Origin of the sequence: Mesorhizobium sp. M0938, from assembly GCF_040319125.1 — a bacterium.
Lineage (GTDB): Bacteria > Pseudomonadota > Alphaproteobacteria > Rhizobiales > Rhizobiaceae > Mesorhizobium > Mesorhizobium robiniae.
The window spans coordinates 470,137-489,853 of sequence record NZ_JAMYNS010000001.1 but is presented as its reverse complement, the minus strand read 5'-3'; the positions used below and the strand labels follow the sequence as shown (position 1 = coordinate 489,853).

Here is a 19,717-nt window from a genome sequence, read left to right as displayed (position 1 = left end):
TGATATGATTCGACTTAATTCGCAGAGGGGTTCTGCTCCATGAAAACGTTGAGGCAATCACTGCCCGGTGGAACGCTGCTGCTAAAGCGCGTCCCAACGCGCTTTAGATCTCTGTTTAGGCATGTCGTTGTCCCAAACCCGCTGCGCACTTTTGGGCGATATGCACTAGCAGCGCTCGCCATTCTCGCCCTGGGGGGGCTTGCAGCGCGACCAGCAGCGGCCGAGGAGTTGGCAAAAAACCTGTTCGGCGCCAAAAAGTTGCCCGCCGTGGCTGCGCCGCAGTCGATCGGCTTTTATTCCAAGGGCTGCTTTGCAGGCGGCGTTGCCATTCCCCTAGACGGCCCGAAATGGGAGGTGATGCGGCCTTCGCGCAATCGCCGCTGGGGCCATCCGACTATGATCGCGCTGATCGAGAAACTGTCGCGCGACGCCGCGGCCGACGGTTGGCCCGGCCTGCTGGTTGGCGACATTTCGCAGCCGCGCGGCGGGCCGATGCTAACCGGCCATGCCTCGCACCAGATCGGCCTCGACGCCGACATCTGGCTGACGCCGATGCCCGACCGCAAGCTTTCGATCGAGCAGCGCGAGAACATGAGCGCCACCTTGCTTGTCGATGAAAAAACGCACTTGGTGAAGGATGCGCTCTGGGTGCCGGCGCATACCCGGCTCCTGAAGCGCGCCGCAAGCTATCCTGAAGTCGAGCGCATCCTGGTCAATCCCGGCATCAAGAAGAAGCTCTGCGACACGGTGAAGGGCGACCGCGCATGGCTGCGCAAGGTCAGGCCGTTCTGGGGCCACGACTATCACTTCCACATTCGCATCGGCTGCCAGCCCGGCTCGCCCAATTGCAAAGCGCAGGAAAACACAGCGCCCGGCGACGGCTGCGACCAGTCGCTGGCATGGTGGTTCACCGAGGAACCGTGGCGCCCGAACAAGAATCCGGACAGGCCGAAAGCACGCGACGTGATGACCATGGCGAGCCTGCCCGCGGCATGCCAGGCCGTGCTCGACGGGCCCGATCCGGCTTCGGCGGAGGCGGTCACCTATTATGGCGAAGGCGTGCCGGTCGCGGCTGCACCCGCTCTCACGGTGGCCCCGGCGCCGGCGCGGGCATCCGCAAGCGGCGCGGCGGCGCTTCCGGCCTCGATCAACGCCTTCGCGGCAACGCCCGAGATAGGCATTCCACTGCCACGGCCGCGGCCGGGGAACTGATCCGTCGAAGGCGCTCTCAACTCAGCAGGGCGAAGGCAAGGACATTACGGGAAAGGTTGAAACGGCGGATGCAATGGTCCAGAACGCTGCCGTTTCCACAAGCAATGCACGCTACTTGCACTTTCCCTCCACGCAATCCCAGAACAAGCTCGCTATATCGGCGCCCCCAAAACGCTGCACCTCGCGCACGCCGGTCGGCGAGGTCACGTTGATCTCGGTCATGTAGTCGCCGATGACGTCGATGCCGACCAGGATAAAACCGCGCTCTTTCAGCGATGGGCCGATGCGGGCGCAGATCTCGCGCTCGCGCGCCGTCAGTTCGGTTTTTTCGGCGCGGCCGCCGACATGCATGTTGGAGCGTGAATCATGCTCGGCCGGCACCCTGTTGATGGCGCCGACCGGCTCGCCGTCGATCAGGATGATGCGCTTGTCGCCCTTGCGCACGTCCTTCAGGTAGCGCTGCACGATGTAGGGCTCACGGAACATCTGGCCGAACATCTCGAGCAGCGAGGCGAGGTTGCGGTCGGCTTCGTGCAGGTGGAAGATGCCGGCACCGCCATTGCCGTAGAGCGGCTTGACGATGATGTCGCCGAACTCCTTGCGGAAGGCGGCGACCTCTTGGCTGTCCTTAGTGATCAGCGTCTCGGGCATCAGGTCGGGGAATTCAGTGACGAAGATCTTCTCCGGGCTGTTGCGCACCCAGGCCGGGTCGTTGACGACCAATGTCTTGGGATGGATGCGCTCGAGGATATGCGTGGTGGTGATGTAGTTCATATCGAACGGCGGATCCTGCCTGAGCAGGATGACGTCCATCTCCGACAGATCGGTGCGCACCTTTTCGCCGAGCGAGTAGTGATTGCCCTTCTCGTCGCGGACCTGCATTTTCTCGATGCGGGCAAACACCTTGCCGTCGCGCAGCGACAGTCGGTCGGGCGTATAGTGGAACAACTGGTGGCCGCGGCGCTGCGCTTCCAGCGACAGCGCAAAAGTCGTGTCGCCGGCAATCGAGACGGTGAAGATATGATCCATCTGGACAGCGATTTTCAGGGGCATGGCGGATCTCCAGCGGGTCGGATGGCAGCTTTGCTTGCCTGTACAGGTTCCCCGGGCATCTGCCAATCGCAACGTTTGCATGCGCGGCAGCATGCCGGAACGGTTCCTAAACGCCGCAGGCAGAACTGCGCAAATAGCTAGGCGTGGCGCCCCTGCGCCTGGGCGATCTGACGACCGGTCGCACTGCGGTTACTGCGCAGCGTCTTTTTGTCAGACATAAGCCCGCCAAGTTGCTTTTCGCCCTTGCTCCTCCGATCTGGCTGGATAGGATGCGCGCCGGTCGGACAGGGCCAGATCTGGAGAGAGAAAATGATGCCATCGGCGCGCTTTGCCGACCTTAAAGACGCTTCGGTGCTGATCACCGGCGGCGGCTCCGGCATCGGCGCCGCGCTGACCGAAGGTTTTGCCCGCCAAGGGGCAAAAATTGCCTTCATCGACATCGCCGACGGCCCGAGCCTGGCGCTGGCCGACCGTATCGAGAAGGATCTCGGCCGGCGGCCCCTCTATCTCAACACAGACATACGCGACATCAAGGCGCTGCGGGCTTCAGCCGCCAAGGCGGCCGAAGCGCATGGCGACGTCACCGTGCTGGTCAACAATGCAGCACTCGACGATCGCCACACCGTGGAAGACGTCACGGTTGAGTTCTGGGATAACAACCATGCGGTCAATCTGCGCCCGCATTTCTTCACCGCGCAGGCGGTGGCGCCGGGCATGAAGCGGGCCGGCGGCGGCTCGATCATCAATTTCACCTCGACGTCCTATCTCATCAATCATCCCGACATGCCGGCCTACACCGCCGCCAAGGCCGGCATTGTCGGCCTGACCAAGGGCCTTGCCGGCAGGCTCGGCGTCGACGGCATTCGCGTCAATGCGATCGCCCCCGGCTGGGTGATTACCGAGCGGCAGAAGCAGCTCTGGGTTAGCGAACAAGCGCTCGCCGCCCACGTCGCCAAGCAATGCATCAAGCAGGTGATGCAGCCGGAAGACATTGTCGGCACGGCGCTGTTCCTGGCGTCGGACGCTTCGCGCATGTTGACGGCGCAGATGCTGATCGTCGACGGGGGCTTCCTGTGAGCTCAGGAATTGCGAGCAAGGCGCCTTCTGTCGCCGCCGTCGACTGGGGCACAACCCGTCTCCGGGTCTGGCTGATCGATGACGCCGGAAAAGTCCTTGCCGAGCGCCGCGGTGACGATGGGCTGATCACCGCGCAAGCCGCCGGTTTCTCGACCGTTCTCGAAGGGCACCTGGAGGCGATGGGCGCGCCGGAAGCGATGCCCGTCATCATCTGCGGCATGGCCGGCTCGCGCCAGGGCTGGCTCGAGGCGCCCTATGTCACAGTGCCGGCGCCGATCGGCGCCATTCTGGCCGGTGCTGCGCGCATTCCGGGCCAGCGCCGCGACATCCGCATCGTGCCGGGCCTGGCCCAGCGCCAGGCCGACGCGCCCGACGTCATGCGCGGCGAGGAAACGCAGCTTGCCGGCGCTGGTTTGCCGGCAAAGGGTCGCCATCTCGTCTGCATGCCTGGCACCCACTCGAAATGGGTGCTGGTCGAGGACGGCGCCGTTGCAGGTTTTGGCACGTGGCCGACCGGCGAGCTGTTTTCGGTGCTGGCGGCGCATTCGATCCTGCGCCATTCGCTGGGCGAGCAGCCTCAGCCGGTCGCATCGGGAAATCCGTTTTTCCGGCGCTGGTGCGAGCAAGCGCTTGCTGACGGCGGCGATGTCACATCGAGGCTGTTCTCGATCCGCGCGGCGGGCCTGCTGCAGGACCTAAAACCCGACGATGCCGCTGCTTGCCTGTCGGGCCTGCTCATCGGCGGCGAGATCGCCTCCGCCAGTCGCCGCTACGGGAAGGGCGCGGCGCCGGTCGTGCTGATCGCGTCTGGCGCGCTCGGCGCGCTCTATACTGAGGCGCTCGGCCTTGGTGGACTTGCGGTTCGGACTGTCGACGCCGACGAGGCAGTGCGTGCCGGCTTGATCGAAGCCGCACGCGAAAATGGCATGATTGCCGCAAGCGGAGTTGTAGCATGACCGAGACCGCACCGTTTCCGAAGCTTGGGCGCGGCCTTGTCGCCATCCTGCGCGGCCTCAAGCCAAGCGAGGCGGTGGCAATCGGCCAGGCGATTTTCGAGGCCGGCATCGAAGCGATCGAAGTGCCGCTCAATTCGCCGGACCCGTTTGCCTCGATTGCCAGCATCGTCGAGGCGCTTCCATCGACAGCTCTGGTCGGAGCCGGGACTGTGCTTACAGCTGCCGATGTTGACGGATTGCATAAAGCCGGCGGGCGGCTGCTGGTCAGCCCCAACATCGATGCCGAGGTCATGGGCCTCGCCATGCACTATGGCATGGTGACGATGCCCGGCGTGTTCACGCCGACCGAGGCCTTCCAGGCGCTCCGGCTCGGCGCCTCCGCGCTGAAATTCTTCCCGGCCAGCGTGCTTGGCGCGGGCGGCATCACAGCGATGCGCGCCGTTTTGCCTGATGAGACGCTGGTCGGCGCGGTCGGCGGCGTTTCGGAAAAGGACTTTGCCGGCTACAAGGCGGCCGGCGTCAGCGTTTTCGGCTTGGGATCCAGCCTGTTCAAGCCTGGTATGAGTGTCGATGAGGTGGCCGCGAAGGCGCGGGCTGCCACAGTAGCCTGGGATGCGGCGTTTGGAGCGGCAGTATGAGGCAAGCTATCGTTTCGGTTTTTTCCGACCATGTCTGCCAGCTCGGCGAGGGACCGAGTTACGACCCGGCCACGGATACGCTCTACTGGTTCGACATCGTCAACGGCCAGCTTCTGGAAAAGCGCCTTTCCGGCGGCGCGGTTAAAATCCACGAGCTTGGCCAGATGGCCAGCGCGATTGCCATCATCGACGACAACAGACAGTTGATCGCCACCGAAACCGGCCTGCACGTCCGCGACGTGGCGACCGGCAAGATGACGCTGCACACGGCGATCGAGGCCGACAACCCGGTGACCCGTTCGAACGATTCGCGCGTCCACCCCTGCGGCGCCTTCTGGATCGGCACGATGGGCAAAGGCGAGGAAAAGGCCGCCGGCTCAATCTACTGGTTCTTCAGGGGGGAATTGCGCCGGCTTTATTCTGATATCACCGTGTCGAACTCGATCTGCTTTTCCGAGGATGGAACGATCGCCCATTACACCGACACCAGCACCGGTCTGCTGATGCGGGTCGGCTGCGATCCGGCTAACGGGCTGCCGTCCGGCGAACCGAAGGTCTTCGTCGATCACCGCAAGGCTAGGGGCTATATCGATGGTTCGGTGCTCGATCGAGACGGTGTCCTGTGGAACGCCTGTTGGGGCGGCAGCGTCATCGAGGCTTACGGACCTGACGGCAAGCTCGTCCGATCGGTCGCGATGCCGGTAACGCAACCGTCTTGCCCGGCCTTTGTCGGCAGGAATGCCGACCGGCTGGCGGTCACCTCCGCCTGGTCGGGCAAGGACGAGAAACAGCGCCGGCTGGATCCGCAAGCCGGCATGACGTTTCTGCTCGACGTCGAGGTCAACGGCCGCTTCGAGCCGCGCGTGCTGATTGCTTGAGTACGTTTCCACTGTCGTGGAGGCGTCTGGCTGACGTCGGTTCAGCGAAAGCCTGATACACTGACCATGCGATGGTAGGTGATCGCGCCGCCAGGAATTACCCATCCCATGCCAAGCCGGAAACCGAAGCTGATCCTCGTCTATGAGCCGGAAAAGGTCTGCATCGAGCGGCTGATCGCCGATGGCCACATGCCGGAGCGCGCCGCCGAAATCGCCTCCTATCTGGCGCAATCGACCGACATCGCCCCTGAGTTCGATGCGCTGGCCGCAGCCTGCCTGACGCGCGGCCTGTCCTTCGCGCCGGTGGCGCTCGACGATGCCGCAAACGTGCTTGACGGTGAGGACCCGGACACGACGCTGGTGTGGACGCTGACCGACGGCGTCGCCTACTTCCGTGGTGGTGCAGCGCCGGCCCTGGCAAGGCTGAACGGCCTGAAGACGGTCGGCGCCGATGATGCGCTGTTTGCGCTCTGCCAGGACAAGTTCCGATGCGGTGCCGTGCTTGGCGCGCTCGGCCTGCCGGTACCGCAAGCCGGGCTGGCCCGCGACGGCCGCTGGCTGGTCGAGCCACCGCCTTCGCCTACCGGCTGGTTCGTCAAACCGAACCGGCTCGGCGCCAAGATCGGCATCTGGCCGGATTCGCGCAGTGGTGATCTCGGCCACGCGCTGGAGCTTAGCCGACGCATCTTCGCCGCCTATCGCGACGACGCCCTCGTGCAGCCCTATGTCGCCGGGCGCAATGCGCGCGCAAGTTTTCTCGGATTGAGGCCGGACACCGGCGTCGAGGCGCTCGGCATCGCCTTCGTCGATTCGGGCGGCGATTTCCAGACCATGGAAGATAGCCTGGCGCTCTACGGCGACACCGGCGAGGCTGCGAGGGCCGCGGGAACATACACGGAGCCGGTGTTGCTGCCGATCGCCGCCAGCCAGCCGCGAGCCGACGCAAGCATCCGACGGATAGCGCAAAGGCTGATGGCCGGGCTCGGCTTGAGGGATGTGTTTTCCATCGACTTCCGGGTCGAAGCCGACGACAGCGTTCATCTCATCGAATTCGAGGTCTGCCCCGGCCTGCCCTGCTTCGATTTCCGCGCCTATTGCCGAACGCAATGGGAGATGGGTCTCGCCGATGCGATGGCCGAGACCGCCGCGAGCCGTTTTAGCCAGAATGATCGCGTCTTGAGTAGAAATCCTGCCTAACGCTGCCCCAGCGACCCAGGATCATATCGTATCTCGACAAATAGCTTGCGTTCCAGCATCTCACTTAATAGGGTGTTAAGTGAAGGAGGAGCTCGGTGAAAGTCGACTCTGCGACATCCCCGGACATGGCCGTGCTGGCAGCGGCGGATGCGGACAAGACAAAGCATGTCGGAGGGCGGATCAAGGCCATTCGCACTGCCCGACGCATTTCGCTTCGTCAGCTGGCCGACATGATTGGCACGACGGCAAGCTTCATCAGTCAGCTCGAGCGCAATCTGAGTGGAGCCAGCGCCAGCACTCTGATGCGGATCGCGGCTGCGCTGGACCTCGGCATCAACGACTTGTTCGAGCAGACCGAAGGTGGGTTCCACAAGGTGCTCACCAGGGCCGACCGGCCCCTGCTGCCGATCAGCCACGGTTGCCGAAAGACGTTGCTGTCGCGGCGGCCGATCCATGAATTCGAGGTTTATTCGGGAGATTTCGAGGTCGGCGGCTCGACCGGCAACGACGCTTACACGCATGGCGGCAAACACGAGATGTTCGTCGTCCTGAAGGGAACGGTCGAGCTGACGCTGGCAGACGAGCGCTTCGTCATGAACGAGGGCGACAGCATCGAATACGCAACCTCGACGCCGCATCGCACGGTGAACATCGGCAAGACGCCGGCGCAGGTGCTCTGGATCATCGCGCCGCCGACCAGCGGGGCGGCGGAACTCAATCAATACACGTCCGGACAAGGCTCGCAGCCGGGCGCACAAAAGTAATGCGGGTGCACGTAAATGGGAGATAAAACATGAAGACCAAGATCGGACAGGCGGCCGCGCTCGGGCTGCTGATGATCACGACCGCAGCGCTTGCACAGAGCAAGCCTGTGGCGGGCGAGGTGGCCGAGGGCTCGCTGAAGGGCAAGACGCTTACCTTCGTCTCGTATGGAGGCATTTATCAGGACGGCCAGATCGCCGCGCTGAAAGAGTTCGTCGACAAATCAGGTGTGACGCTGCTCAGCGACGGGCCAACCGAAATCTCGAAACTGCAGGCGCAGGTCGAGTCCGGCAATGTCACCTGGGACGTTGTCGACACCGGCGATTTCCCGCCCTACGTCTATTGCGGCAAGCTGTTCCAGAAGTTGGACTTCTCGAAGATCGACACGTCCAACATTCCACAGGGCCAGATCAGCGATTGCAGTGTGCCGGCCATGAACTATGGCGTGGTGCTGATGTACAACACTGAAAAGTACAAGGATAACCCGCCCAAGAACTGGAAGGATTTCTTCGACATCGAGAAGTTCCCGGGCTCGCGCGCTCTGGAGGGCAGCGGCGATCTGTCCGGCGGCATGATCGAGCAGGCGCTGCTCGCAGCCGGTGGGTCGGTGGAAAGCATGACGGTTGCCGACATCGACAAGGCTATCGAGAAGGTGAAGTCGCTCGGTCCGGACACGATCTTCTGGAAGACCGGCGCCGATTCCCAGCAGCTCGCCGAATCCGGCGAAGCCGACATGATCGCGATGTGGACCGGACGCGCCATGACCGCGGTGAAGAACGGCGCGGCGTACACGCCGGTGTGGCAGGACTGGCTGGTCGTGATGGACCAGATGACCATTCCGATGGGCGTCAAGGATCCCGACGCGGCGCATGCGCTGATCAACGCCTATGTCGGCAAGGGCGCGCAGGAGACGCTTGCAAAAACCACCTCATATACCCCGATCCACAAGGACGCGAAGCCCGAAGTGGACGAGGTCACCGCGGCGTTCATGACCAACACGCCGGACAAGCTTAAGCTTGGCTATCAGCAGAACATCAAGTTCTGGGTGGAGAACTTCGAGGTCGCGAACGAAAAGTGGAACGCGTTGATGGCGGGCAACTAGGCCCGCCCCGTGGCAACGATAACAACAGACAGCCGGAACACTGGTCCGGCTGTCGCGGCAGGTGACCGGCGGCGCTGGTTTCGCGGACAGGCTTTTTGGCTCGTCGCGCCGGCGCTGCTGCTGCTCGTTGTCTGCCTGGGCCTGCCGCTCGCCATCGTGACCTTGCGGAGCTTTTCCGAGCCGCAATGGGGATGGCAGAACTACGCCTGGTTCTTCGGCACACCGGTCAACCTGACCGTCCTCCAGCGGACCTTCGCGATCTCCGCCTGGGTGACGCTGGTATGTCTCATCGCCGGCTATCCCTATGCCTATGTGATGACCGCAGTCGGACCCAAGATGCGGCTTATCCTGATCCTGTGCGTGCTGGTGCCGTTCTGGGTGAGCGGCGTGGTGCGCACCCTGGCATGGGTCATCCTTTTGCAGGACTCCGGCGTAATCAACTCCGTCATCCGGGCAGTCGGCCTTAGTCCGGTCAAACTGATCCGCACGCAGACCGGCGTGGTGATCGGCATGGCGCAGGTGCTGCTGCCGTTCATGATCCTGCCGCTCTATTCGGTGATGAAGACGATCGACCTGCGGCTCATGCAGGCGGCACGAAGCCTCGGCGCCAGCCCGGCGCGCGCCTTTGCCCAGGTCTATCTGCCGCTCTCGCTTCCGGGCGTCTATGCTGGCGCCATCATCGTGTTCATTCTGGCGCTCGGCTTCTACATCACCCCCGCGCTGCTCGGCGGTCCGCGTTCGACCATGCTCTCGACCCTGATCCAGAACCAGGTGCTCAGCCTGCTCAACTGGGGTCGCGGCGGTGCTATGGGTGTGGTGTTGTTGATCGCGACCTTCGTCCTGCTCGCGCTTGCAGCGCCGCTGTCGCGCCAACCGTACAAGACGGGATCGAGACGCGGATGAAACAGCCCGGCCGAATCCTGCTCGGTCTGTTCTGCCTGCTGGTCGCGGTCTGGCTGGTCGCGCCGACAATCGTCGTCGTGCCGATGTCGTTCAACGACAAGAAGTCGCTGGCCTTTCCGCCATCCGGCTTTTCCTGGCAGTGGTACCAGAACTTTTTCACCAACCCCGAATGGTTGGCGAGCCTGGTCGGCTCGCTCAAGGTTGCCGTCGTCACGGCGGTGTTCGCCACTGTCATCGGCACGCTGGCGGCATTCGGCCTCGATCGCATGAAAAGCCGCGTCAGCGGCGTGCTGCGCGCACTGCTGATCACGCCAATGGTCGTCCCGGGGGTGGTACTCGCCGTCGGAATCTATGCGGTCTATCTCGATACGCAGTTGGTCGGCACCATGACCGGCTTCGTGCTGGCCCACACGATGCTCGCCGTTCCTTTCGTCATCATCGCCGTCTCCGCCAGCCTGGAAGTCTTCGACAAACGGCTGGAGACGGCTGCGGCCAGCCTCGGTGCGACCCGGCTGACCGCATTCAGGACAGTGACCTTGCCGCTGATCGCGCCGGGCATCCTGTCGGGCTTGCTGTTTGCCTTCGTAACCTCATTCGACGAGATCATTGTCGCGCTGTTCATCACCAGCCCTTACCTGAAGACACTGCCGGTCCAGATCTTCTCCAGCATCACCCGGGACGCCGACCCCACCGTTGCGGCGGTGGGCACGCTGCTCTTCATCGTGACGTCGCTGGTTATCGGGGCGGGGCTGCTGATCGGCTCGAGACAGGGAAAACGCTGACATGGCCTCACCATCGACACGCGGCGCAGCCATCGATCTCAAATCCGTCAGCAAACAATATGGCAGCTTCGTCGCTCTCGATAAGGTCTCGCTGCACATCGAGCCGGGGGAGTTCATGACGCTGCTCGGACCCAGCGGTTCGGGCAAGACGACGACGCTCAACGTCATCGCTGGCTTCACCGAGGTCAGCTCGGGTTCGCTTGATGTCGGCGGCAAGAGCGTCATCGGCGTACCGGCGCACAAGCGCAATATCGGCGTGGTCTTCCAGCACTACGCGCTGTTTCCGCATATGACGGTGAGCAGGAACGTCGCATATCCGCTGACCTTGCGCGGCATCGCCAATCCCGATCGCGAGGCGCGGGTGCGCAAGGCGCTGGACATGGTGAAGATGGCGGATTTCGGCCACCGCTTCCCCAGCGAGCTTTCCGGCGGGCAGCAGCAGCGCGTCGCGCTGGCGCGCGCCATCGTATTCGACCCGCCGCTGCTGCTGATGGACGAGCCGCTCGGCGCGCTCGACAAGAAGCTGCGTGAATGGCTGCAGCTCGAGATCAAGCGGATCCACCGGGAATTGGGCACCACCTTCGTCTACGTCACGCACGACCAGGAGGAGGCCCTTGTCCTCTCCGACCGCATCGCCGTGTTCAACCAGGGACGCATCGAGCAGATCGGCAGCGGTCGCCAACTCTACGATGAGCCCGAGACCTTGTTCGTCGGCAAGTTCGTCGGCGACTCGACGATACTGCGTGGTGCAGCCTCCACCTCCGGCGGCGAGACCGCCATCGAAATAGCCGGACGGAAAGTGGCCGCCGCCAAACGCCTTCCAGACGGCGCTAAACCGGTGATGCTGCTGCGGCCGGAGAAGCTGAGCCTCGCCAGACGGGGGAAGGGCGGACAGGATCGAAACGTCCTGCCCGGTCGCATCGGCGAAGCCATCTATCTCGGATCGGGCTCCAAATACGAGGTCGTGCTGGCCGACACCTCCAAGGCGATCGTGCGCTCGACGCTGGATGCCGAGACCTTCGCCATCGGCGACGAGGTCGACCTGATATTCGCGGGCAGCGACGTGAAGCTGTTGGCGGACGACGAAAAGGCCGATTTCACACTGACCTGAATCTTATCCTGGGAATCGCAGTAATGGACGTGAAGAAGAACGGCGACGTGTCATTCTGGTATGCCGACATTGGCGGCGTGCCCGGCTACCGGCCGCCGCTGCAAGGCGATATCGTGGCCGACATTTGCATCGTCGGGGCCGGCTACACCGGGCTTTGGACCGCCTACTATCTGAAGCAGGCAGCTCCGCACCTCAACATCGTCATCGTCGAGAAGGAGTTCGCCGGCTTCGGTGCTTCGGGACGCAATGGCGGCTGGCTGTCCGGCGGGTTCTCATGGTCGCGCGAAAAATATGAGGAGGCATCGTCGCGCCAAAGGGTCATCGCCATGCAGGCGGCGATGATGGGCACGGTGAACGAGGTCATATCGGTCGCGGAAGCCGAAGGTATCGACGCCGACATTCGCCGTACCGACGAACTGCTGGTCGCAACCAATGAGGCGCAGGAGCAACGCGCCAAGGCGATGTATGCCCATGCCAGATCCTGGGAGCTGACCGACGAACGCGTCGGGTATATCGATGCCGCGGAGATGCGCCGGCGCATAGCGGTGCACAATGCCCGCGGCGCTTTCGTCATCAAGAAAGTTGCGCGGGTTCAGCCCGCAAAGCTGGTGCAGGGGCTCGCCAGGGCAGTGGAGCGCCTCGGTGTCCAGATCTGTGAACAGACGACCGTGCTGTCGATCGAGAAAGGCAAGGTCGTAACCAATCGGGGCGTAGTGCGGGCCGAAAAGATCGTGCGGGCGACCGAGGGTTTCACTGCGGGAATTGCCGGCCACGAGAGACTTTGGCTGGCGCTCAACAGCGCCATCGTGGTGACCGAGCCTTTGTCCGAAAAGCTGTGGAGCGAAATCGGCTGGGACGGCTACGAGGTGCTCGGCGACGCCGCGCACACATACTGCTACGCGCAGCGCACCCGGGAAGGACGCATTGCCATGGGCGGGCGCGGGGTGCCCTATCGTTTCGGCTCTAAGACCGACATTCGAGGGGTCACCCAGCAGGCGACGATCGACAAGCTGCACAAGATCCTGACGACGCTTCTGCCGCAGACCAAGGAGCTCAGGCTCGACCATGCGTGGTGTGGAACGCTGGGCGTGCCACGCGACTGGTGCACGACGGTGGGCTTCGACCGGCAGAGCGGAATAGGCTGGGCCGGCGGCTATGTCGGCCTCGGCGTCTCCACCTCGAACCTCTCGGGACGCACATTGAGGGATCTGCTGCTGGGCAACGACACCGAGCTGACGCGGCTTCCCTGGGTCAATCGAACCGTGCGCAAATGGGAGCCGGAGCCGCTGCGCTGGCTGGGCGTCCATTCGATGTATCAGCTCTATCGAATTGCCGACGAGCGGGAAGCAAAGGGGTTGCCGCGGACATCGCGGCTGGCCGCCCTGGCAGACCGCATCACCGGCCACTGAACCGCATCACCTCAAGGACTCAGGAATGATCGACTTCAAGACCTTCGCCCACCTTGCGCATATCGACCTCGGCGAGCCCCAGCCGAAACCCACCTCGGTGGAAGGCGATCAGCTGGAAGCAGCCAGCACCCTCTGGGCTTCGGATGACGGCAAGATCGAAGTTGGTGTCTGGGAATGTTCGCAGGGCCGGTTCACCGCGCGCCGAGACACGAATTCCGAGATTTGCCACATCGTCTCCGGTCGTGTGACGCTGCATGGTCCTGACGGCGCGGCCAAGAATGTCGGGCCCGGCGAATTGCTTGTGCTGCCGCTTGGCTGGGAGGGCGAATGGACCATCCACGAGAAGACGCGCAAGCTTTACATCCTTCATTCGGTCTGATCGCCGCGGCGGTTGCCGCTGAACTAGAGCAATTCCAGGAAAAGTGTGAAACGGTTTTCCCGGGAAAAGCGCATAGCGCTTTCCCTAGGGAATTGCGCAAAAACAAAGAGATAGAGCGGTTCGGCGTTTCCGTGAAACGATGATCGCTCTAGACCCCTTCGACCAGCACGATCTCGCCGTCGGCCACTTTCTGGCGGATCGTCACGGCGCGCTGATACTCCGGCGAGTGGTAGCAATCGTGCGCCGCCGCCAATGACGGAAACTCGATGATCACATTGCGGTCGCGACCCGGCCCCTCGGCCTTTTCATGCGCGCCGCCACGTGCCAGGAAAACGGCGCCGAAACGATCGAAGGCCAGTTTGGCGGCAGTGACATAGTCCTTGTAGCCTTCCGCATCACGCACATCGACGCGGGCGATCCAGTATCCCTTGGGCATGCTCTTTTTCTCCCAGATCTAAGCGTTAAGCCGAGCGCATTTCGTCAAGGATCGCTTCCGCGACCGCCCGCCTGTCGGTCGCGCCGACGATCGGCCGGCCAACGACGAGATGGCTGGAGCCGTTGCGGATCGCCTGCGCTGGCGTCACCACGCGTTTCTGGTCGCCATGGTCGCTGCCCTTGGGCCGTATTCCCGGCGTCACGACGGCCATATTGGGGCCGACGATCCGGCGCACCGCTTCCGCTTCCTCGGCCGAGCAGACAATGCCGCCCATGCCGGCATGCAGCGCCTGCTCGGAGCGCCTTAGCACCAGCGTATGCGGGTCGTATTCATAGCCGGCGTCGATCACGTCCTGCTCGTCCATCGAAGTCAGCACGGTGACGCCAAGCAGGCAGAGATCGCTGCCCCTGGCGGCCTCGACCGCTGCCTTCATCGTCTTCGGATAGGCATGCAGTGTCAGCATGGTCATGCCCATCCTGGCGATGGCCTCGACGCCCTTGGCCACCGTGTTGTCGATGTCGAGCAGCTTCATGTCGAGGAAGATCCTGGTGCCGCCGCTGGCGAGCTCGCGGGCGAAATCGAGGCCGCCGGCAAAGGCGAGCTGGTAGCCGATCTTGTAAAAGGAGACGACCCCGTCGAGCTCTCGCACCGTTCTCTCGGCTTCCTTCAGCGTCGGCACGTCGAGGCCGACGATCAGCCTGTCCTGCATGGTTTCGGCGCGTTCCTGGATCACGCCTCGATCCGGGTGGACAGCATGCGCGAGGTTTCGATCAGCGTGCGGCATAGGTGCTCCATCGATCTGTGCAGTCTCTCGTCCCTGAAATTTCCGTCCTCGTCAAAGGCGTTGCCGCCCTCCGGTACCGAGCACTCCGGCGTCACCACCTCCATCTGGCAGCGAACCAGCACGGCGCGCAGATGGTTGATACAGCGTACGCCGGCGAAGTGCCCTTTGGAAGACGAACAAAGGCCAGCAGGCTTGCCGGTGAACGGCCTGAACGACCGCCCGCCATCCTTGCGCACCCGGCTCACCCAGTCGATGCTGTTCTTGAGCAGCGGCGGGATGGAGCCGTTATATTCGGGCGTCGCGATCAGCAGCCCGTCATGGGCGGCGATCTGCCGGGCAAGCTTCATGGCGTTTTCGGGAACGCCCTTCTCCCTTTCCAGGTCCTCGTCCAGGATCGGCAGCGGATAGTCGGCAAGCGAGATGCGGGTCACCTCGGCGCCCTGCATGGCGAGTTCCTTCTGCGCCACATCGGCGGTTCTGCCACTGTAGGCGCCAGCGCGAATCGAGCCCGCGAAGACGAGAATTTTCGGGATCACTGCCATTGGCCACCTTGTTCCCGAACAGGTACAGCCAAGGGTCACTCAAATCAACGCATCGGCCCAAAAATCGAAAGCGGTTCTGGGGGCACATGCGCGAAGGGTGTGTTGAGATTCAGGTCAGGCCGAGTCGAAAATGGTTGGTTCCGAGAACCGGAGCGGAGCGTACTTGAAGTACGTGAGCACCGGAAGCGCAGGAGGCTGCCATTTACAGGTCGGCCTCACCTGAATATCGGCACACCCTAATGCGCCCCGCGCCGATAGATCCAAAGCTGCGTTGGCGGGATGTTGCGGATGACGAAATGGAAATGCTCGACCGTGTAATCGCCGCGGCCGGGCGGGATCGGCGACATCGGGCCGTAGGTCAGCTGCACGATCGGGCGGCCCGTCGGGATGCGGTCGAGAAGGCTTTCGACATAGGCGATGCGCTGGGCGACCGGGAAATTGAGCAACGGCACGCCGGAGACGACCGAATCGAAGGTCAGGCCGCTCTTGTCGCCGAGCGTCGCGTCGAGATTGAAGGCGTCGCCCTCGATGACGTTGACGCCGGGATAGAGCCGGCGCAGATGGTGCACGAAATCAGTGGAATATTCGACCGCGTAGAGATTTTCAGGCCTTACGCCCCGGGCAAGGATCGCCCGGGTGATGACGCCGGTGCCGGGCCCAACTTCGAGCACTGGCAGGCCTGACGTCGGGTCGACGACGGAGGCCATCTTGCGGGCCGTGATGGAACTGGTTGGCACGATCGAACCGACGGCCTTTGGCTTGTCGATCCAGCCCTTGAAGAACTTCAGTTCGTCATCGAACTTTTCCGCCAGCGCTTTTCGCAGTCCGGGACCATGTGCCATGCAAGTTCTCCTGAACGCTCCCCCGAGAGGCTACTTAGCAGCTACAGGGTCCAAGGCAAGGCGGATGCCGGTTTAAGATGTTGATGACGCTAGGGGAGCTTCCCCTTGATTGTACTCTACGTTGATTGGCAAGAACAGGCGTCAGCGCTCGCTGAAGGTTTCGAAGAAGTCCTTCATGCGGGCGAAAAAGCCGCTCGACTGGGGCGAATTGTCCTTCGAGGAAAGCTGTTCGAATTCCTCCAGCAGCTCGCGCTGGCGGCGCGACAGGTTTTGCGGCGTCTCTACCGCGGTCTGGATATAGAGGTCGCCGACATTGTGCTGGCGCAGGACCGGCATGCCCTTGCCCTTGAGACGGAATTGACGGCCGTTCTGGGTGCCTTCCGGTACCTTCACCTTCGTCTGGGTGCCGTCCAGCGTTGCCACCTCGAACGAACCGCCAAGCGCGGCGGTCGTCATCGAGATCGGCACCTTGCAGTAGAGATCGGCTCCGTCGCGCTGGAAGAATTCGTGCGGCTTGACCGCCAGGAAAATATAGAGATCGCCCGACGGACCGCCGCGCAGGCCGGCCTCGCCCTCATTGGCGAGGCGGATGCGGGTGCCGTCCTCGATACCGGCCGGGATGTTGACCGAGAGCGACCGCTCCTCGGTGACGCGGCCCTGACCGGCGCATTTCGGGCATGGCTCCTTAATGGTCTGGCCACGCCCCTGGCATTGCGGGCAGGTGCGCTCGATCGAGAAGAAGCCTTGCGTGGCGCGCACCTTGCCATGGCCGTTGCACATCGAGCAGGTGACGGGCTGAGTGCCGGGCTTGGCGCCGGTGCCGGAGCATTCCGTGCAGGAGATCGACGCCGGCACGTGAATCTGCGCCGTCTTGCCGGCGAATGCCTCCTCCAGCGTGATTTCCATATTGTAGCGCAGGTCGGCGCCGCGCTCGCGGCCACCTGAGGAGCGGCGCTGGCGCCCGCCCATCATATCGCCGAAAATATCCTCGAAGATATCGGCGAAGCCGCCGGCGCCGAAGCCTTGCGCGCCGCCATTCATGCCGCCCTGTTCGAAGGCGGCGTGGCCGAAACGGTCGTAGGCCGCGCGCTTCTGCGGATCCTTCAGCGTCTCGTAGGCTTCGTTGATTTCCTTGAACTTGTGCTCGCAGGAATGGTCGCCGGGATTGCGATCGGGATGGAACTGCATGGCGAGCTTGCGGAAAGCGCTCTTGAGCTCCTTCTCGTCGGCCCCCTTTTGCACGCCCAACGTTTCGTAGAAATCAGCTTTCATCTTTTCCTGCAGTCCGGATATTCAACGTCTTGAAGCCTTGTTGCGTCGTTTGCCGGCACGCTGTTCCGATTTAGGTGCGATGGGGCCGGGATGCCAGTGTCGACGCGGGCTTGCCCGCATTTTTTCGATCAAGCCCGCATTTTTTCGGCCGGAGTTGCAAAAAAGCCCGGCTTTGCGCCGGGCTTTTCTGCCTCAACCTGCCGTCAGGCGGTTCAGGCCGACTTCTTCTTGTCGTCGTCCTCGTCGATTTCTTCGAAATCGGCGTCGACCACGTCGCTGTCCTTGGCGGCATCCGCCTTGGCGTCAGCCTCCGCGGCTTCCTTCTGCGAAGCTTCGTACATGGCCTGGCCGAGCTTCATCGAGGTTTCGGCGAGCGCCTGCGTCTTGGCTTCGATCTCGGTCGCGTCGTCGCCTTCGGCAGCGGTCTTCAGCGCCGCGATCGCATCTGATATCGCCGTGCGGTCGGCCTCGGAAACCTTCTCGCCATATTCCTTCAGCGACTTCTCCGAGGAATGCACCAGCGCCTCGGCCTGGTTGCGGGCCTCGACCAGCGCGCGCCGCTTCTTATCGGCCTCGGCATTGGCTTCGGCGTCCTTCACCATCTTCTCGATGTCGGCGTCCGAAAGGCCGCCAGAGGCCTGGATGCGGATCTGATGTTCCTTGCCGGTGCCCTTGTCCTTGGCCGAGACGTTGACGATGCCGTTGGCGTCGATGTCGAAAGTGACCTCGATCTGCGGCACGCCACGCGGCGCCGGCGGAATGCCGACCAGGTCGAACTGGCCGAGCGCCTTGTTGTCGGCGGCCATTTCACGCTCGCCCTGGAAGACGCGAATGGTCACGGCCGACTGCGAATCCTCAGCCGTCGAGAACACCTGGCTCTTCTTGGTCGGGATCGTCGTGTTGCGCTCGATCAGGCGCGTGAACACGCCGCCCAGCGTCTCGATACCGAGCGAAAGCGGCGTCACGTCGAGCAACAGCACATCCTTGACGTCGCCCTGCAGCACGCCGGCCTGGATAGCGGCGCCCAATGCGACCACCTCATCCGGATTGACGCCCTTGTGCGGCTCCTTGCCGAAGAACTGCTTCACGATCTCCTGGATCTTGGGCATGCGGGTCATGCCGCCGACCAGGACGACCTCGTCGATTTCGCCGGCTTTCAGGCTGGCATCCTTGAGCGCCGCCTTACAGGGCTCGATCGTGCGCTGCACGAGATCCTCGACCAGGCTCTCGAACTTCGCCCGCGTCAGCTTCAGCGTCAGGTGCTTGGGGCCGCTGGCATCGGCGGTGATGAAGGGCAGGTTGATCTCGGTCTGCGTGGTGGACGACAGCTCGATCTTGGCCTTTTCGGCCGCTTCCTTGAGGCGCTGAAGGGCGAGCTTGTCGTTGCGCAGGTCGATGCCCTGCTCCTTCTTGAACTCGGCCGCCAGATACTCGACCAGGCGCATGTCGAAATCCTCGCCGCCGAGGAAGGTGTCGCCATTGGTCGACTTCACCTCGAAGACGCCGTCGCCGATCTCGAGCACCGAAATATCGAACGTGCCGCCGCCAAGGTCATAGACGGCAATGGTCTTGCCTTCCTTCTTGTCGAGGCCGTAGGCAAGTGCGGCCGCGGTCGGCTCGTTGATGATGCGCAGCACTTCAAGGCCGGCGATCTTGCCGGCATCCTTGGTGGCCTGACGCTGGGCGTCGTTGAAATAGGCCGGGACGGTGATGACCGCCTTCTCGACCTTCTCGCCAAGATAGGCTTCCGCCGTTTCCTTCATCTTCTGCAGGATCATCGCCGAGATCTGGCTGGGCGACTGCTTCTTGCCGCCGGCCTCGACCCAGGCGTCGCCATTGTCGCCCTTGACGATCTTGTAGGGAACAAGCTTCTTGTCCTTGTCCGTCACCGGGTCGTCATAGCGGCGGCCGATCAGGCGCTTGACCGCGAAGATGGTGTTTTCAGGGTTGGTGACCGCCTGGCGCTTGGCCGGCTGGCCGACGAGGCGCTCGCCATCGCTGTTGATGGCGACGATGGAAGGGGTCGTGCGCGCGCCTTCCGCATTCTCGATAACCTTCGACTCCTTGCCGTCCATGATGGCGACGCAGGAATTGGTGGTCCCCAGATCGATACCGATTACTTTTGCCATTTTTCTAGTCTCTCCGCTAAGCAGGCTTCTCTGGACCCGTACAGGCGTTCCGACGAAAGCCCCTGTTCACAAGAAATTCCGCTTCGGCAACCGGCATCCCGGCGTCGAACGGCTTGGCGCGTATATAAGAACAGGCTGCGCGGCGCGCAAGCATTCTGCGCAAGGCGTCCAACATCCTTTTCTCGGGGCCGGCCGGGTGTCCTCCGGCGACGGCATAGCGAGTTCAGGCCGTGCAGCGTTTCCCGAGGGATCT

Annotated in this window: 20 protein-coding genes; 13 read left to right on the top strand and 7 right to left on the bottom strand. The window is 63.1% G+C overall.

Annotated elements, in window-relative coordinates:
- Positions 1 to 141 precede the first annotated feature (141 nt).
- Positions 142 to 1,212: a penicillin-insensitive murein endopeptidase gene (gene mepA, locus NKH73_RS02335; protein WP_352927676.1), complete on the top strand. Its 1,071-nt coding sequence runs from the start codon at positions 142 to 144 to the stop codon at positions 1,210 to 1,212.
- A gap of 111 nt (positions 1,213 to 1,323) precedes the next feature.
- Here the strand turns inward: mepA and gshB are convergent, their stop codons facing one another.
- Positions 1,324 to 2,265, bottom strand: coding sequence for a glutathione synthase (gene gshB, locus NKH73_RS02330; protein WP_352927465.1), 942 nt, complete (start codon positions 2,263 to 2,265; stop codon positions 1,324 to 1,326).
- 309 nt (positions 2,266 to 2,574) lie between these two features.
- On the opposite strand from gshB, the gene NKH73_RS02325 reads away from it, so the two are divergent.
- From NKH73_RS02325 to NKH73_RS02270, 12 genes are all read left to right on the top strand, one after another.
- Positions 2,575 to 3,342, top strand: coding sequence for an SDR family NAD(P)-dependent oxidoreductase (locus NKH73_RS02325; RefSeq protein WP_352927462.1), 768 nt, complete (start codon positions 2,575 to 2,577; stop codon positions 3,340 to 3,342).
- The gene (locus NKH73_RS02320; protein ID WP_352927459.1) at positions 3,339 to 4,298 is read left to right on the top strand and encodes a 2-dehydro-3-deoxygalactonokinase; all 960 of its coding nucleotides are present in this window, start codon (positions 3,339 to 3,341) and stop codon (positions 4,296 to 4,298) included. The genes NKH73_RS02325 and NKH73_RS02320 overlap by 4 nt, the downstream gene beginning before the upstream one ends.
- Positions 4,295 to 4,936 (top strand): 2-dehydro-3-deoxy-6-phosphogalactonate aldolase, encoded by a 642-nt coding sequence (locus NKH73_RS02315; protein ID WP_352927455.1) that lies wholly within the window; start codon positions 4,295 to 4,297, stop codon positions 4,934 to 4,936. Before NKH73_RS02320 ends, NKH73_RS02315 begins: the two co-directional genes overlap by 4 nt.
- Complete coding sequence (locus tag NKH73_RS02310) at positions 4,933 to 5,814, top strand: SMP-30/gluconolactonase/LRE family protein (protein ID WP_352927452.1); 882 nt, start codon at positions 4,933 to 4,935, stop codon at positions 5,812 to 5,814. Before NKH73_RS02315 ends, NKH73_RS02310 begins: the two co-directional genes overlap by 4 nt.
- A 108-nt stretch (positions 5,815 to 5,922) precedes the next feature.
- Positions 5,923 to 7,011: a D-alanine--D-alanine ligase family protein gene (locus tag NKH73_RS02305; RefSeq protein ID WP_352927449.1), complete on the top strand. Its 1,089-nt coding sequence runs from the start codon at positions 5,923 to 5,925 to the stop codon at positions 7,009 to 7,011.
- 95 nt (positions 7,012 to 7,106) lie between these two features.
- On the top strand, positions 7,107 to 7,775 hold the full coding sequence (locus tag NKH73_RS02300) for a helix-turn-helix domain-containing protein (RefSeq protein WP_352927447.1): 669 nt from the start codon (positions 7,107 to 7,109) through the stop codon (positions 7,773 to 7,775).
- A 29-nt stretch (positions 7,776 to 7,804) separates the two neighbouring features.
- Positions 7,805 to 8,875, top strand: a complete 1,071-nt coding sequence (locus NKH73_RS02295) for an extracellular solute-binding protein (protein WP_352927444.1) — start codon at positions 7,805 to 7,807, stop codon at positions 8,873 to 8,875.
- 9 nt (positions 8,876 to 8,884) lie between these two features.
- Positions 8,885 to 9,778: an ABC transporter permease gene (locus NKH73_RS02290; protein WP_352927442.1), complete on the top strand. Its 894-nt coding sequence runs from the start codon at positions 8,885 to 8,887 to the stop codon at positions 9,776 to 9,778.
- Positions 9,775 to 10,560 carry an ABC transporter permease gene (locus tag NKH73_RS02285; protein WP_352927439.1) on the top strand — a complete coding sequence of 262 codons (786 nt, stop codon included), beginning with the start codon at positions 9,775 to 9,777 and terminating at the stop codon, positions 10,558 to 10,560. The genes NKH73_RS02290 and NKH73_RS02285 overlap by 4 nt, the downstream gene beginning before the upstream one ends.
- A gap of 1 nt (position 10,561) precedes the next feature.
- The gene (locus NKH73_RS02280) at positions 10,562 to 11,671 is read left to right on the top strand and encodes an ABC transporter ATP-binding protein (protein WP_352927435.1); all 1,110 of its coding nucleotides are present in this window, start codon (positions 10,562 to 10,564) and stop codon (positions 11,669 to 11,671) included.
- Positions 11,672 to 11,694: 23 nt separating this feature from the next.
- Positions 11,695 to 13,080, top strand: coding sequence for an NAD(P)/FAD-dependent oxidoreductase (locus NKH73_RS02275; RefSeq protein ID WP_352927433.1), 1,386 nt, complete (start codon positions 11,695 to 11,697; stop codon positions 13,078 to 13,080).
- Positions 13,081 to 13,105: 25 nt separating this feature from the next.
- Entirely contained in the window at positions 13,106 to 13,459 is a 354-nt protein-coding gene (locus NKH73_RS02270) for a cupin domain-containing protein (protein ID WP_352927430.1), read from the top strand.
- Between the two features lie 148 nt (positions 13,460 to 13,607).
- Here NKH73_RS02270 and NKH73_RS02265 read toward each other — a convergent pair whose 3' ends face one another.
- From NKH73_RS02265 to dnaK, 6 genes are all read right to left on the bottom strand, one after another.
- Positions 13,608 to 13,895 (bottom strand): DUF1330 domain-containing protein, encoded by a 288-nt coding sequence (locus NKH73_RS02265; protein ID WP_192363750.1) that lies wholly within the window; start codon positions 13,893 to 13,895, stop codon positions 13,608 to 13,610.
- 25 nt (positions 13,896 to 13,920) lie between these two features.
- Positions 13,921 to 14,604 (bottom strand): orotidine-5'-phosphate decarboxylase, encoded by a 684-nt coding sequence (pyrF, locus tag NKH73_RS02260; RefSeq protein WP_352927673.1) that lies wholly within the window; start codon positions 14,602 to 14,604, stop codon positions 13,921 to 13,923.
- A gap of 20 nt (positions 14,605 to 14,624) precedes the next feature.
- On the bottom strand, positions 14,625 to 15,221 hold the full coding sequence (locus NKH73_RS02255) for an NADPH-dependent FMN reductase (protein WP_352927427.1): 597 nt from the start codon (positions 15,219 to 15,221) through the stop codon (positions 14,625 to 14,627).
- A 236-nt stretch (positions 15,222 to 15,457) separates the two neighbouring features.
- Complete coding sequence (pmtA, locus tag NKH73_RS02250; protein WP_352927424.1) at positions 15,458 to 16,063, bottom strand: phospholipid N-methyltransferase PmtA; 606 nt, start codon at positions 16,061 to 16,063, stop codon at positions 15,458 to 15,460.
- Between the two features lie 141 nt (positions 16,064 to 16,204).
- Positions 16,205 to 17,335, bottom strand: coding sequence for a molecular chaperone DnaJ (dnaJ, locus tag NKH73_RS02245; RefSeq protein ID WP_095484655.1), 1,131 nt, complete (start codon positions 17,333 to 17,335; stop codon positions 16,205 to 16,207).
- Between the two features lie 212 nt (positions 17,336 to 17,547).
- Positions 17,548 to 19,464, bottom strand: coding sequence for a molecular chaperone DnaK (dnaK, locus tag NKH73_RS02240; RefSeq protein WP_352927420.1), 1,917 nt, complete (start codon positions 19,462 to 19,464; stop codon positions 17,548 to 17,550).
- Positions 19,465 to 19,717 lie beyond the last annotated feature (253 nt).

Bases quoted from the DNA above. Each gene is read 5' to 3' on its own strand.
- gshB (WP_352927465.1), bottom strand. From the start codon at position 2,265: ATGCCCCTGAAAATCGCTGTCCAGATGGATCATATCTTCACCGTCTCG.
- NKH73_RS02325 (WP_352927462.1), top strand. From the start codon at position 2,575: ATGATGCCATCGGCGCGCTTTGCCGACCTTAAAGACGCTTCGGTGCTG.
- NKH73_RS02315 (WP_352927455.1), top strand. From the start codon at position 4,295: ATGACCGAGACCGCACCGTTTCCGAAGCTTGGGCGCGGCCTTGTCGCC.
- NKH73_RS02310 (WP_352927452.1), top strand. From the start codon at position 4,933: ATGAGGCAAGCTATCGTTTCGGTTTTTTCCGACCATGTCTGCCAGCTC.
- NKH73_RS02305 (WP_352927449.1), top strand. From the start codon at position 5,923: ATGCCAAGCCGGAAACCGAAGCTGATCCTCGTCTATGAGCCGGAAAAG.
- NKH73_RS02295 (WP_352927444.1), top strand. From the start codon at position 7,805: ATGAAGACCAAGATCGGACAGGCGGCCGCGCTCGGGCTGCTGATGATC.
- NKH73_RS02285 (WP_352927439.1), top strand. From the start codon at position 9,775: ATGAAACAGCCCGGCCGAATCCTGCTCGGTCTGTTCTGCCTGCTGGTC.
- NKH73_RS02280 (WP_352927435.1), top strand. From the start codon at position 10,562: ATGGCCTCACCATCGACACGCGGCGCAGCCATCGATCTCAAATCCGTC.
- NKH73_RS02275 (WP_352927433.1), top strand. From the start codon at position 11,695: ATGGACGTGAAGAAGAACGGCGACGTGTCATTCTGGTATGCCGACATT.
- NKH73_RS02270 (WP_352927430.1), top strand. From the start codon at position 13,106: ATGATCGACTTCAAGACCTTCGCCCACCTTGCGCATATCGACCTCGGC.
- NKH73_RS02265 (WP_192363750.1), bottom strand. From the start codon at position 13,895: ATGCCCAAGGGATACTGGATCGCCCGCGTCGATGTGCGTGATGCGGAA.
- pyrF (WP_352927673.1), bottom strand. From the start codon at position 14,604: ATGCAGGACAGGCTGATCGTCGGCCTCGACGTGCCGACGCTGAAGGAA.
- NKH73_RS02255 (WP_352927427.1), bottom strand. From the start codon at position 15,221: ATGGCAGTGATCCCGAAAATTCTCGTCTTCGCGGGCTCGATTCGCGCT.
- pmtA (WP_352927424.1), bottom strand. From the start codon at position 16,063: ATGGCACATGGTCCCGGACTGCGAAAAGCGCTGGCGGAAAAGTTCGAT.
- dnaJ (WP_095484655.1), bottom strand. From the start codon at position 17,335: ATGAAAGCTGATTTCTACGAAACGTTGGGCGTGCAAAAGGGGGCCGAC.
- dnaK (WP_352927420.1), bottom strand. From the start codon at position 19,464: ATGGCAAAAGTAATCGGTATCGATCTGGGGACCACCAATTCCTGCGTC.